This is a genomic window from Corynebacterium sp. HMSC063A05, assembly GCF_001809695.1.
Taxonomy (GTDB): domain Bacteria; phylum Actinomycetota; class Actinomycetes; order Mycobacteriales; family Mycobacteriaceae; genus Corynebacterium; species Corynebacterium amycolatum.
In genome coordinates this window covers 166,207-179,617 of sequence record NZ_KV798504.1, presented here as the reverse complement: position 1 = coordinate 179,617, position 13,411 = coordinate 166,207, and the positions used below count along the sequence as shown (strand labels likewise).

Genomic DNA, 13,411 nt, shown 5'->3' with positions numbered 1-13,411 from the left:
AAAATCCACTAATTGATAGGGAAGTGAATTCCACCACTATGGCACGTACACCATTTATTGCTGGTAACTGGAAGATGAACCTGAACCATCTCGAGGCTATCGGTGTGGTGCAGAAACTCGCGTTCGCTCTGCCGAAGGAGTACTACGACAAGGTTGACGTCGCCGTCATCCCACCGTTTACCGACCTTCGTTCGGTCCAGACTTTGGTTGAGGGCGATAAGCTCGGCGTTACCTACGGTGCTCAGGATGTCTCAGTCCACGAGTCCGGCGCTTACACTGGCGAGATTTCCTCCTCGATGCTGGCAAAGCTCGGCTGTACCTGGGTCGTCGTCGGTCACTCCGAGCGTCGCGATATGCACGCAGAAGACGATGAGCTGGTCGCAAAGAAGGCTAAGGCAGCACTGCGCGAGGGTATGAACCCAATCGTCTGTGTCGGCGAGCCACTGGAGGTCCGTGAAGCCGAAGAGCACGTTGAGTACGTTGTCTCTCAGGTCAAGGGCTCCCTGGCTAACCTGACCAACGCTGAGCTGGCCAAGACCGTCATCGCTTACGAGCCGGTCTGGGCTATCGGCACCGGTAAGGTCGCATCGGCTGCAGACGCGCAGGAGGTCTGTGCAGCTATCCGTGAGACCATCGCTGAAATTGCGGATGAGACCATCGCCAAGGAGATGCGTATTCTCTACGGTGGCTCCGTCAAGGCCGAGAACGTCGCTGAGATCGTCGGCAAGCCCGACGTCGACGGTGGCCTCGTCGGTGGTGCTTCGCTCGACGGTGAGGCATTCGCCAAGCTCTGTGCACTTGCTGCAGATGCTGCTCAGAACGCCTAACTACATATAAAATCAGATCAACTGATAAGATAGGCGCCATGCGCGACCCCGGATTGGTTTTATTGATTCTCATAAAACCGATTCGGGGTTATTGCCTTTAGGCGGACTCAACCCAGACACACCGAATGGCAATAATTCAGCGCAATACATTTCCCGAGGCTTTCCACTTTGAATGCCCGGCAATTTTAAAAGGACGTGCTCAATGAACGAACAAGTACATCGTGACGCTGACCGAAACACTGCAAGCAATGAGCAATCCTCATCGACCGCTACCGCGAAGCAGCAGGACTTGCTCTGGGAGGATATTCGCCACCTGGGTCGAATTCTCGGACAGGTAATCCGCGAGCAAGAGGGTGACGAGGTCTTTAACCTGGTCGAAAATGCTCGCCGCGCAGCCTTCGAACTCCATCGTGGCGATGGCGATATCGAGAAACTCGCCGGCCTCTTCCGTGACATAGACCCGGCCGAGGCAAGCCCGGTCATCCGTGCTTTCACGCACTTCGCACTTTTGGCTAACCTCGCTGAGGATCTGCACGAAGAACTAGGCATCGAGGCCTCTCTCGATGCTGGCGATCCGCCGCAGGACTCCACGCTGGAGGCAACATGGCAGAAGCTTCGCGACGCCAAGGTTTCTGGCAGCGCTATTGCGGACATGATGGACCACATTGAGGTCGTCCCTGTTCTGACCGCACATCCAACGGAAACTCGTCGTCGTACAGTGTTCGATGTGCAGAAGCACATCACGGCCGCAATGCGGCGCCGCCACGAGATCCAGGCAGCCCCGCTGAATGCACGCACCGCGGACCGACTCGCTGAGATTGATGCCGATATCCGCCGCCGTATTCTGACGCTGTGGCAGACGGCTCTGATTCGCATGAACCGCCCGGATATTCGCGATGAGGTCGAGGTTGGTCTTCGCTACTACCAGCTTTCTCTGCTGGAAGCTGTGCCACAGATTAACCGGGACGTCGTCAAGCACTTGCGTCAGCTCGGCGGCGACAAGCTGCAGGCTAATCCAACGATTCGTATGGGCTCGTGGATTGGCGGTGATCACGATGGCAACCCATACGTGACGGAGGAGACGCTGCGCTACGCCTCCGATCGAGCAGCGGGCACCATCCTGCGTCACTATTTCTCGCAGCTGCACCTGCTGGAGCGCGAACTCAGTCTCAGCGACCGCCTGACTAAGGTCACCGTCGATCTGGTCGCCTTGGCCAGCCGGGGCCACAATGACGTACTAAACCGTGAAGATGAGCCGTACCGTCGTGCGGTTCACGGTATCCGCGGTCGCGTGGCGGCAACAGCGGTGAACTTCTTCGATGAGTCCATCATCGAGGGCGACTGGTCGGAGTTCACTCCGTATGACAGCGCCGAGGACTTGCTTGAAGAGCTCTCGATTATCGACGACTCACTGCGTTCCAGCCACGATGATCTCATCGCCGATCACCGTCTGCGCGATCTGATGGATGCAGTTGAGGTATTTGGTTTCCACCTGTACTCGATTGATATCCGTCAGAATTCGGACTCTCACGAGGAAATTCTCACCGAGCTATTTTCCGCTGCTGGTGTGGTGGACAATTACGCGGGATTGAAGGAAGCTGACAAGGTCGAGCTGCTGACCAAGGAACTGCAGTCCTCCCGTCCGCTGGTTTCGACTTCCGCAGATCTTTCTGAAGCCACGGCCCGCGAGCTGGGCATTATGCGTGCGGCATCTCGTGCGGTGCGCAAGTACGGTCGCGACGCGGTACCGCACTGCATCATTTCGATGTGTACATCGGTTTCCGACCTGCTGGAGCCGATGATTCTGCTTAAGGAGGTCGGTCTGATTCGTCCGAATGGATCCCAGCCGACCGGTTCTGTAGACGTCATCCCGCTGTTTGAAACCATCGAAGACCTGCAGGCTGGCGCCGACGTGCTGCGTGCTGCGTGGGACATTCCGGTCTACCGCGCATACGTCTCTGCGCGCGGAGATCTGCAGGAAGTCATGCTCGGCTACTCCGACTCGAACAAGGACGGCGGATACTTCGCTGCAAACTGGGCGCTTTACGACGCGGAGGTCGCCATCGTGGCAGCCGCGAAGGACAACGACATTCGCCTGCGTCTCTTCCACGGCCGCGGAGGTACTGTCGGCCGTGGTGGCGGACCGTCCTACGAGGCAATCTTGGCGCAGCCTTCCGGCGCAGTCCAGGGTTCGGTGCGTGTCACCGAGCAGGGCGAGATTATCTCTGCGAAGTACGGTCACCCTGCGGCGGCGCGCAGGAACCTCGCCGCGCTGGTTTCGGCAACTATCGAGTCGACTCTGCTCGATGTCGATGACCTGAAGAACCCAGCTCGCGCCCATGAGATCATGTCGGAGATTTCCGACCTGTCTCGTGAGGCCTACTCGAAGCTCATGCACGAGGACCCGGGCTTTATCGACTTCTTCACGTCGTCGACTCCGGTCGATGAGATTGGTAGCCTCAACATCGGTTCGCGTCCGACCTCACGCAAGCAGACTCAGACCATCTCTGATTTGCGCGCAATTCCATGGGTACTGTCCTGGTCGCAGCAGCGTTCTATGGTGCCGGGCTGGTTCGGTGTCGGCTCTGCACTGCAGGAGTGGATTGGTGAGGACGAGGACGGTTCCCGCCTAGCCGAACTCCGTCAGCTCAACGAGGACTGGCCGTTCTTCAACTCGGTGCTGTCGAACATGGCGCAGGTGATGTCCAAGGCTGACCTGAACCTGGCGCGCGCCTACGCTAGCCTGTGCGAAAATAAGGCCGACGGTGAGCGCATCTACAGCATCATCAAGGCTGAGTTCGACCTGACGCTGAAGATGTTCCTGAAGGTAACCGGGTACAAGGACCTTCTTGAAGACAATCCGCTGCTCAGGCGCTCGGTGGACATGCGCTTCCCATACCTCATGCCGCTGAACATCATCCAGCTGGAGATGCTGCGTCGCTACCGTGCTGGCGATAACCGCGACAAGGTGCGTCGGGGCATTCAGCTGACCATGAACGGTCTGGCAACTGCACTGCGCAACTCCGGTTAGAAAAGGCGGCTGGGGAATACCTAGCCAGCGGAGCAATTGCGCTAGTATAGTTGGAGTTCTTAAAGAAGCGACGTTTCAAAAGGAAGTGCGCGTGTACCTCGCCATTCAGATTGTCCTGGTCATCACATCCATCCTGATGACGCTGTTCATCCTGCTCCACAAGGGTAAGGGTGGCGGACTGTCCAGCCTCTTTGGTGGCGGTATGCAGTCGAATCTGTCCGGTTCGACTGTGGTGGAGAAGAACCTTGACCGCGTCACTATTGTGACCATGATTATCTGGTTGCTCTGCATTGTCTTGTTGCTGCTGTTCAATACCTTCGGCTGGTAGGTTCCGCACGCAGCACGCCCCACCGAAGGCCTTTAAGTAATAAAAATTCCCGTCGATAGCATTTCGCTTATCGACGGGAATTTGTTGTTTCTTGGCTGTTAACGGTGAAGCGGAAGCCTAAAGCTGTGCAGCCGCAGCATCGTCAACAAAGACAATGGTTTCCTGGACACCGCGAACTCCGGCCGCTGGCCACTGCGCTGGGTCGTCCTGCTGAGCGATAGCTGCAATTGCCTCGGCCTTTTCACCACCGGCTACCAGTAGCCACACACGCTGCGAACTGGCAATGGCCGGCATAGTCAGCGTGATGCGGGTCGGTGGTGGCTTCGGGCAGTTATGCACGTCCACGACCAAGCGTTCCTGCTCAGCGAGCGCTGCGGTATGCGGGAAGATCGAGTTGATGTGTCCCTCTCCGCCCATACCAAGAAGGTGCAGGTCAAAGCCGTTTGGAGCCTTCTGGCGAACGATAGCTTCGTAGCTTTCGGCGGCCTCCGTGGTGGTCACGCCGCTGTCGGCAGCAGCAAACTCGAAGATGTTGTCCTCCGGCACGCCGACAGGGGACAAGAGACGCTCACGAGCAGCCAGCGCATTGCGGTCTACCGAGTCGGCAGCGACAAAGCGTTCATCTCCGAAAAACACCAGGACTCGGTTCCAGTCGATGTCTCCAGAATCGTCGGCAAGCGCACTGAGCAAAGCGGTACCCGCGCCGCCACCAGTGAGAACGACGCGTACAAAACCGTCATCGGTGACCGGAGAGACGTTGCCATTCTGGACGGCGACAACCGCATCGATGAAGCTTTGACGTGCAGCCTCGACGATGCCGGCCTGGTCGGCGGCGCGGTGGAACTGAGGGGCGGGGACGGTATTCAAGACGTTATCGGTTGTCACTTGTCAGAGACTCCTGGTTCGTTCGCGAAGCTGGTGATCGTGGACGTTGGGGTCTGCATGCCTACGGTGTGAATCTGGCTGAGACCACGCAGGGCACGTCCGTAGGCAGTATCGTGGTCGAGGTGACGCAGCTCCTCTGCCAAGCACTCGGAGCGTGTAGGACGCGACAATGCGACCTTGAACGGGGGCTTTTCTCCGTTGGTGACCGATGCAGTGGTAGCGCTTTCAATATCGATGCGCAGGGTCTGGCCATTTTCACGCTCAAACGCGACCGAGGTCACCGGTGGCTTGGCGCGGCCCTTTTCGTCCACCGGAATCTTCTTCTCCCCGGTGGAGTAGCGGTTGACCGGCAGCCCCAGGCGATCTGCCAACCAGCCGGCGGCGACCTCCACCGATGGCGACTCCTGTGGACCGTAGATAGACACGGAGGTCACTGGCGAGTGCGGCGGCAAGTCGAAAGCCGAGGCCAACACACCGCGCCAGTTCGTCAGTCGCGACCAGCTCAGGTCGGAATCGCCAGGCGTGTAGCCCGTACGGCGCGTGTAGATAGCGTTACTATTCGGGTCACACAACGAATCGGTGATACGGCGCTGGGCAATCCTGCCGATTGGTGTCGCCGCTGGGACTTGAGGCGCCTCAGACGGCCACCACGCCACGACCGGCGTATCGGGCAGCAACAGGGGAGTCACCACAGAGCTGTGGTGCTGACCAATCTCACCGGACATGTGCATAACCACGATCTCAGCAGCACCGGCATCTCCACCGACGCGGAGTTCCGCGTCGAGGCGATTATCCAGGCGTGGATCATCGGAGACCAATACCAGCACACGGGATGGGTGCTCGCGGGAAACGGAGTTGACCGTGGAAATAATGTTTTCCAGGTCGTCTTCGCTTTTGGCCAAAACGATCAGGGTAAGGACACGGCCCGTGGTAACGATGCCGCCCTGCTCTCGAAGCTGCACCAACTGACGAGCAATGCTCGCGGTGTCAGTGTCTGGCAAATTGACAATCATGAAAGTGTTCTTTCTGTCAGAAAATTCTTAAGAACTGAGAGGTCGGCAACCTATGGCCGTCGCCAAGCGCGACCGTCGCGCTCAAGCATGTGGTCAGCGGAGGACGGCCCCCACGAACCTGCGGGGTAGCCCTCGGGACGGCCGCGTTTGGCCCAGTACTCGATGATGGGGTCAAGAATCTTCCAGGACAGCTCGACTTCCTCATTAGTGGGGAAGAGGCTGGCCTCGTCGAGAAGCGCATCCAGAATCAGGCGCTCGTAGGCCTCTGGCGACTGCTCGGTAAACACCTCGGAGTAGGAGAAGTCCATGTTGACATCGCGCACCTCCATGGCCGAGCCCGGAACCTTCGAGCCGAAGCGCATGAGCACGCCCTCGTCAGGCTGGACTCGAATCACCATGGCGTTCTGACCGAGAGCGGCAGTCATTGTCTCCGCAAAAGGCAAGTGCGGTGCGGACTTAAAGACCAGCGCAATTTCAGTGACGCGACGGCCGAGGCGCTTGCCGGTGCGCAGGTAGAAGGGGACACCGGCCCAACGACGAGAATTGATCTGGAGCGTACAAGCGGCGTAGGTCTCGGTCGTGGACTCGGGGTCGAATCCTTCCTCATCGCGCAGCCCTGGCACAAAGTTGCTGCCCTGCCAATCCGCGGTGTACTGGCCACGTGCGGTGTATTTCGAAAACGGACGCACTGGCTCGACGGCACGCAGAACCTTAATTTTTTCCGCCTGCAGCTCTTCCGGGGTAAAGGCGATGGGCTCTTCCATTGCCACCAGTGCCAGCAGCTGGAGTAGGTGGTTCTGAATTACGTCACGAGCTGCACCGATACCGTCATAGTAACCGGCGCGACCACCCAAACCGATGTCCTCGGCCATGGTGATCTGAACGTGGTCAATGTAGTGAGAATTCCACATCGGATCGAACAACTGGTTGGCAAAACGCATGGCCAGAATGTTCTGGACGGTTTCTTTGCCCAGGTAGTGGTCAATGCGGAACACAGCGTCTTCTGGGAACACCGAGTTCACAATCCGGTTGAGTTCCTGGGCCGAAGCCAGGTCGTGGCCGAATGGCTTCTCAATAATCACGCGACGCCAATAATCCTCGCCCGACTGCGCGAGCCCCGAACGATCGAGCTGATGACAGACATCGGGGAAGTTAGCTGGCGGAATGGACAGGTAGTAGGCCCAGTTGCCAGCGGTGCCGCGGGAGCGATCGAGCTCCTCAAGTTGCGCGGCCAGGCGATCGAAGGCCTCGTCATCGGTGAAGGTACCGGTAACAAAGTGAATGCCCTCAGCCAGGCGCTGCCAGACACTCTCACGGAAGTCTGTGCGGGCGCCCTGTTCCACTGCGGTACGCACATAATCCTCAAAGTCCTGCTTCGACCATTCGCGACGACCGTAGCCAACTAACGCGAAGGAGGCAGGTAGCAGACCGCGGTTGGCCAGGTCATAAATGGCAGGCAGGAGCTTTTTTCGGGCCAGATCGCCCGTCACTCCGAAAATTACCATGCCACCCGGCCCCGCAATACGCGGCAAGCGCTTATCCTGCGGGTCGCGCAGCGGGTTGACGTATCCGTCGTGGTTGGTGCTGCCATCTCCGTTGTGCGGAGAACTGGCAGTAGGGGAGTTCGGATCGTTGCGTTGCAGAGAATCACTCACGGTTTACATAATGTCATATCGAGAAAAGTCCGGTGGAATCGTTTCCGATTCCTTCGATGGGGCCTTGACGGGCCCCTTTCTTCTGCTTTAGGTTTATGGCATAGGTGGTATACCCGTACACCATGGAGGTGGATATGCAGGCGAAGGAGGCGGATTCTCGGCCCATCTACGTCCAGATCGCCGAGAATCTGAAATCAATGATTCTGTCCGGGGAGCTCGCGGCTGAGAGTCGCGCCCCTTCAACCAAGGAACTCTCGGAGTTCTATCAGGTCAACCCAACCACGGCTGCCAAGGCCATGACGGAACTGTCGATGGTGGGGCTCGTGGAGAAGAAAAGAGGACTCGGCATGTTCGTCACCCCAGGCGCTCGTGAGCGCATTCGAGCTGAGCGTCGTGAAGCGTTCCAGCGCACCTACATCGAGCCGTTAAAAGCGGAGGCCGACATCCTCGGCCTTACGCTCCACGACATCATCGCCATGCTGGAGGAGGAGAAATGAGCATCTACGGCGTGATTGGCCCCAACGGCGCCGGCAAGACCTACTACCTGCATACCCTCGCGCAAATGCCTACGGCTGCCGTGGCGAAGGCAGCACCCGACACCCAGATCTTCGGCGTCACCCCGCGCGAATATTTCCGCATCCTGCGCACCGGCTGGGATCAACTCGATGTGTCCCACGCGGAGTCCCTCCTAGATTTCCCCGGCGACACCCCCATCAAAAAGCTCAGCCTGGGCCAGCGCCAGCTGCTCATCGCTGCGGCCGCCCTCGCATCGGGCAAGGATGCATTGCTTTTCGACGAACCCTTCAACGGCCTCGATGTCGAGCACCGCACCATGTTGCGCGGCATGCTTATCGACGCCGCCGAATCGGCCGACATTGTGGTCACGTCGCAGCACTCCCAGGATCTCGCAGACCTGGTGGACACCTTGATCGTCATGCACAAGCAGGATGCGTACGGACCCTATGACGTCGATAAGCTGCGCGCTACCCATCCGGTGCTACGCGGCTCTGCGGACCTAGTGACGCAGGTGGCCGGCTCGGTGCTCGCTAAGAAAACTCTCGGCGAGCGCTGCGAGGCGATTTTGGCTGCAGCGCTCAGCCCATCGACCGCCGCGCATGCCCGCGCCCTCGGTGTTGAGGTTAGCTACCTCGACCCCGCGGCCCTCATCGACCTCGCTAGCACCTCCGCCTACATCGAAAGGAGCAAGAAATGAGCACCGGGGCTTTCATCGCAACCAACAAGAAAACCTTCCTCGGCGTCGCCGCCGTGGCCATCCTCTACTCGGCTTTCGGGCGCATGCTCGTGGGCAGCGGCACCGGCAACACCCTGCTGGGCATCATCGCGCTGGGCATCCTCTTCCTCATCACCGCCCAGCGCTCGGTCACCCTGCGCGACTACGGCGTGCGCACCGCCCGCTGGGTGCGCTCCGCAATCATTGCAATCTTGGGAACATCGCTGGTGGCTACCGCCTTCATCGTCGTGGCGATGGTCACCGAACAGAATAAGTCCGGTTACTACCGGGGATTCGATAGCTTCATTGTCACCTCTGGACCGGCCCTGTTCCCGGACACCAACGGGGAGCTGTACATGATTCAGGATTCTGGGCAGAACTACACGACAATCCTGCTTACCGCTCTGTGCGTCTTCTTGAGCTTCCTGATGTCTTCCGTGGCGGGCACCGCAATCGGCACCGTCGCCGGCGCGAAGGGCTCTCGTGCGGGATCGATCACCATTGGCCTGGCACTGGTCGCGCTCTTCCTGTTCAGCTACCTGCTGGACGTGACCGACTCTATCCCGGGCGCTCCCTGGCCGGCTGTGCCAATCTTTGCCTCAATCATCACCGTAATCTCCGCGGTCGTGATGGCCTGGGCCTTAAAGGAAGAGAAACGCCCACAGCCCGACGTGCGCCCCGCCTTCGCCGCATCCTAGCACCCACAAAAAAGCTCCCCTCCGCAGGGAGCTTTTTGTGCGCAGCTTACGGGCCGAAAAACACGGGCTGCAAATGTGAAACTGTGCAAGTTTATGACACTTTCAGGCTATTTTTCGGACCATTTTTGCCATAGCGCAGTCAGTAACTCGCATCGTTCATCGACCCGCTGACGCCAGCCATAAATGCGGCCGCTTCCAACAGGAAGCTAGATAATCAGCAGGGTTCGTGCAGCTGTTCCATTCGCTGTGCAATCGACACGAGCAGGGACTGCCAGGAATCCACAAACTTCTCCACGCCCTCGCGCTCCAGGACAGCGAAGACATCATCCAGGTCGATGCCAATCTCGCTGAGCTGGGTCATAACAGCATTGGCTGCTTCACCCTGACCGCTGACGGCGTCGCGAACCTCGCCCTCGAAGCCCGCAGCAGCGCGCAGCGTCTTTTCAGGCATGGTGTTCACTGTCTGCGGAGCAGCCAGCTCAGTCACGTAAAGGGTGTCCGGGTAAGCCGGGTTCTTCACACCGGTGGAAGCCCACAGCAGGCGCTGCGGCTTAGCGCCGGCGTTCTCCAGCTGCGCCCAACGGATATTCTGCGAGGAGAAGGTCTCTTCGAACTTGGCGTAAGCGGCGCGGGCGTTGGCCAGACCAGCTTTACCACGCAAAGCCAAGGCCTCTTCCGAGCCAATCTTGTCCAGGCGAGCATCAATCTCAGTGTCAACGCGAGAAACAAACAGCGACGCAACAGAGTGAACCGAAACCAGGTCCACGCCGTTGTCCTTCGCACGCTCGATACCCTCGATAAACGCATCGATGACCTGCAGGTAACGCTCCACCGAGAAAATCAGGGTGACGTTTACCGAAATACCCTCGGACAGAGCCTGGGTGACAGCCGGCAGGGAAGCATCGGTCGCCGGAATCTTAATCATCGCATTTTGCTTGTCGACGCGTTCCCAGAGCTCACGAGCCTGCGCAATCGTGGCCTCGTAGTTGTCGGCGTAACGAGGATCGACCTCGATAGAAACACGGCCATCGACACCGTCGGTATCCTCAGCCACACCGGCGAAGAGGTCACAGGCATCGCGGACATCGTCGATAGCCATGGCGAACACAGCATCTGACGGATTCGCGCGCTCAGCGGTGAGCTGCGCCAGCTGAGAGTCATAGTCCTCACCAGCGGTCATCGCCGAAGAGAAGATAGCCGGGTTAGTGGTGACACCAACCACCCGCAGTTCATCGATGAGGTTCTTCAAATCGCCCGAGGTGAGACGCTGGCGCGAAAGATCGTCGAGCCACGCCGAGGTTCCTACCTTGGCGAGTGCTTCCATCGTGGTGTTTCCCATAGTGTTTAACGCCTTTCTGTCTAAACCGCTTCGTTGTCTAAAGACTTCTCTAAAAGTTATCCGTCTTTAAACTACTGTGCGCCACAAACAATACTGGCGCCACCGGAGCTCGGTACGGTTTTCACAAATCCCGTACCGACAGTGGCCGATAGCGCCAGGTTTAACAAACTTACTTAGCAGCCTCGATGGACTCCTTGGCCGCATCGACAACAGCGTTAGCGGTGATGCCGAACTTCTCGAACAGCTCCTTGTACGGAGCCGAGGCACCGAAGTGCTCCAAGGAGACCGCGCGACCAGCGTCGCCCAGGTGGCGGTACCACGGCATAGCAATACCGGCCTCAACCGAAACACGAGCGCGGACCGCCTTCGGCAGGACCTGCTCACGGTAGGCCTCATCCTGCTGCTCAAACCAGTCAAGACACGGGACGGAGACAACGCGGGCGCTGACACCTTCCTCAGCCAACTTCTCAGCGGCCTCGACAGCGAGGTGAACCTCCGAGCCGGTACCCATGAGGATGACGTCCGGGGTCTCCTTGGCTCCGTCGACAAGCACGTACGCACCACGCCGGACGCCCTCGGCGGCCTTTTCCTTCGTGCCTTCCAGGACCGGGACGTTCTGGCGGGTCAGAGCCAGAGCCTTCGGACCTGCCTCGCCTTCGAGAACAGCGGACCAAGCCTGAGCGGTCTCGTTAGCATCAGCCGGACGGACGGTGGACACACCCGGGATAGCGCGCAGTGAAGCCAGCTGCTCAACAGGCTGGTGCGTCGGGCCGTCTTCGCCCAGACCAATGGAGTCGTGGGTCCAGACATAAATAGGGGAGATGCCCATCAGCGATGCCAGGCGGACAGCCGGACGCATGTAGTCCGAGAAGATAAGGAAGGTGCCGCCGTACGGACGGGTACCACCGTGGAGCAGAATGCCGTTGAGGATCGACCCCATGGCGTGCTCACGGATACCGAAGTGCAGGTTACGGCCGTACGGGTCGGTGGTCCAGGTGCCGGTGGTGATGGACTTCGGGCCGAAGGACGGCTCACCCTTCAGGACAGTGTTATTGGAGCCGGCCAGGTCGGCCGAGCCACCCCACAGCTCTGGCAGAGCCTTACCCAGTGCCTGCAACGCGGCCTCAGAAGCCTTACGGGTGGCAACGCCCTTCTCATCCGGCTCCCACGTCGGCAGCTCAGCGTCGAAGTCCTCTGGCAGCTCGCCGGCGGTCAGACGATCCAGCAGAGCCTTGCGCTCCGGGTTGGTCGCAGCCCACTCGTCGAACTTAACCTGCCACTGCGCGTGAGCCTCAGCACCGCGCTCAACCAGCTTCCGGGTGTGCTCAATGACCTCGTCAGCGATGTCAAAGCTCTTATCGGTATCGAAGCCGAGAGCTTCCTTGATGCCGACAATCTCCTCGCCACCAAGAGCAGCACCGTGCGAAGCACCGGTGTTCATCTTGGTCGGAGCCGGGTAAGCGATTACAGTGCGAACGCGAATGAAGGTTGGACGCTCCGTATCCTTCTTGGCCTCCTCGACAGCAGCCTCGAGTGCTGCGACGTCCTCGCCGCCGTCGACCTCAATGACCTGCCAGCCGTAAGCACGGTAGCGGTCCGCCACATTCTCGGTGAAAGCAATAGTGGTGTCGTCCTCGATGGAGATGCCGTTGTCATCCCAGAAGACAATCAGGTTGCCCAGCTGCTGAGTGCCGGCCAGCGAGCAGGCCTCGGCAGTGACACCCTCCTGAACGTCACCATCAGAAGCAATGACGTACACGTAGTGATCGAACGGAGACTCACCCGGAGCAGCTTCCGGGTCGAACAGCCCACGTTCCCGTCGCGAAGCCATGGCAAAACCGACAGCCGAAGCCAGACCCTGACCCAGCGGACCAGTGGTGATTTCCACGCCGTCAGTGTGGCCGTACTCCGGGTGACCCGGGGTGAGGGCGTCCCACGTACGCAGTGCCTTCAGGTCATCGAGCTCCAGGCCAAAACCGCCGAGGTAGAGCTGGACGTACTGCGTCAGAGAGGTGTGACCACAGGAGAGAATGAAACGGTCACGGCCGATCCACTTCGTATCCTTCGGGTCATGGCGCATAACGCGCTGGTAGAGAGAGTAAGCCAGCGGTGCGAGGCTCATAGCAGTGCCGGGATGTCCCGAACCTGCCTTTTCCACGGCATCTGCAGCCAGCACACGAGCCGTATCTACGGCCTTCGTGTCCAAGTCAGACCAGTCCGAGGGGTAGTTGCGAACAACCCGTGCTTCATGCTCAGTCGACAGTGTCACGTGAATGACTCCTAGTATCCAAATGGATTAGTAAAGATCTCTTCCATACTAACTAGGAATACGTGCGCTCGGTTTAAACCGGGCCGAATAGCTCGAAGGTAAGCATCAGAGGGCGCGCCGCACATGCTTTACGAC

The 13,411-nt window shown here is 59.1% G+C and carries 11 protein-coding genes; 6 read left to right on the top strand and 5 right to left on the bottom strand.

What is annotated here, in order from left to right; genetic code table 11:
• The first annotated feature begins 38 nt into the window (after nt 1–38).
• The 3 genes from tpiA to secG all read left to right on the top strand — a co-directional run bounded on the left by tpiA (nt 39) and on the right by secG (nt 4,186).
• Complete coding sequence (tpiA, locus tag HMPREF2651_RS07285; protein ID WP_038628968.1) at nt 39–827, top strand: triose-phosphate isomerase; 789 nt, start codon at nt 39–41, stop codon at nt 825–827.
• A gap of 202 nt (nt 828–1,029) precedes the next feature.
• Nucleotides 1,030–3,858 carry a phosphoenolpyruvate carboxylase gene (gene ppc, locus HMPREF2651_RS07280; RefSeq protein ID WP_038628972.1) on the top strand — a complete coding sequence of 943 codons (2,829 nt, stop codon included), beginning with the start codon at nt 1,030–1,032 and terminating at the stop codon, nt 3,856–3,858.
• 91 nt (nt 3,859–3,949) lie between these two features.
• Nucleotides 3,950–4,186, top strand: coding sequence for a preprotein translocase subunit SecG (secG, locus tag HMPREF2651_RS07275; RefSeq protein WP_038628976.1), 237 nt, complete (start codon nt 3,950–3,952; stop codon nt 4,184–4,186).
• Nucleotides 4,187–4,303: 117 nt separating this feature from the next.
• Here secG and pgl read toward each other — a convergent pair whose 3' ends face one another.
• From pgl to zwf, 3 genes are read right to left on the bottom strand one after another with little or no spacing between them, the layout of a single operon-like run.
• Nucleotides 4,304–5,071: a 6-phosphogluconolactonase gene (gene pgl, locus HMPREF2651_RS07270; protein WP_038628977.1), complete on the bottom strand. Its 768-nt coding sequence runs from the start codon at nt 5,069–5,071 to the stop codon at nt 4,304–4,306.
• The gene (locus tag HMPREF2651_RS07265) at nt 5,068–6,084 is read right to left on the bottom strand and encodes a glucose-6-phosphate dehydrogenase assembly protein OpcA (RefSeq protein WP_038628980.1); all 1,017 of its coding nucleotides are present in this window, start codon (nt 6,082–6,084) and stop codon (nt 5,068–5,070) included. Before HMPREF2651_RS07265 ends, pgl begins: the two co-directional genes overlap by 4 nt.
• A gap of 50 nt (nt 6,085–6,134) precedes the next feature.
• Nucleotides 6,135–7,640, bottom strand: a complete 1,506-nt coding sequence (zwf, locus tag HMPREF2651_RS07260; protein ID WP_038629644.1) for a glucose-6-phosphate dehydrogenase — start codon at nt 7,638–7,640, stop codon at nt 6,135–6,137.
• Nucleotides 7,641–7,873: 233 nt separating this feature from the next.
• On the opposite strand from zwf, the gene HMPREF2651_RS07255 reads away from it, so the two are divergent.
• Genes HMPREF2651_RS07255 through HMPREF2651_RS07245 form a run of 3 tightly spaced genes read left to right on the top strand, consistent with a single transcriptional unit; the run spans nt 7,874 to nt 9,668 of the window.
• Nucleotides 7,874–8,236: a GntR family transcriptional regulator gene (locus HMPREF2651_RS07255; RefSeq protein WP_038628982.1), complete on the top strand. Its 363-nt coding sequence runs from the start codon at nt 7,874–7,876 to the stop codon at nt 8,234–8,236.
• Nucleotides 8,233–8,952, top strand: coding sequence for an AAA family ATPase (locus HMPREF2651_RS07250; protein ID WP_038625362.1), 720 nt, complete (start codon nt 8,233–8,235; stop codon nt 8,950–8,952). The genes HMPREF2651_RS07255 and HMPREF2651_RS07250 overlap by 4 nt, the downstream gene beginning before the upstream one ends.
• Entirely contained in the window at nt 8,949–9,668 is a 720-nt protein-coding gene (locus tag HMPREF2651_RS07245) for a hypothetical protein (protein ID WP_038625365.1), read from the top strand. The genes HMPREF2651_RS07250 and HMPREF2651_RS07245 overlap by 4 nt, the downstream gene beginning before the upstream one ends.
• A 214-nt stretch (nt 9,669–9,882) precedes the next feature.
• On the opposite strand, the gene tal is transcribed toward HMPREF2651_RS07245, so the two are convergent.
• Both tal and tkt read right to left on the bottom strand, forming a co-directional pair.
• Nucleotides 9,883–11,007, bottom strand: a complete 1,125-nt coding sequence (tal, locus tag HMPREF2651_RS07240) for a transaldolase (protein WP_049181015.1) — start codon at nt 11,005–11,007, stop codon at nt 9,883–9,885.
• A 169-nt stretch (nt 11,008–11,176) separates the two neighbouring features.
• Nucleotides 11,177–13,276: a transketolase gene (gene tkt / locus HMPREF2651_RS07235; RefSeq protein WP_049181016.1), complete on the bottom strand. Its 2,100-nt coding sequence runs from the start codon at nt 13,274–13,276 to the stop codon at nt 11,177–11,179.
• Between the last annotated feature and the right edge of the window lie 135 nt (nt 13,277–13,411).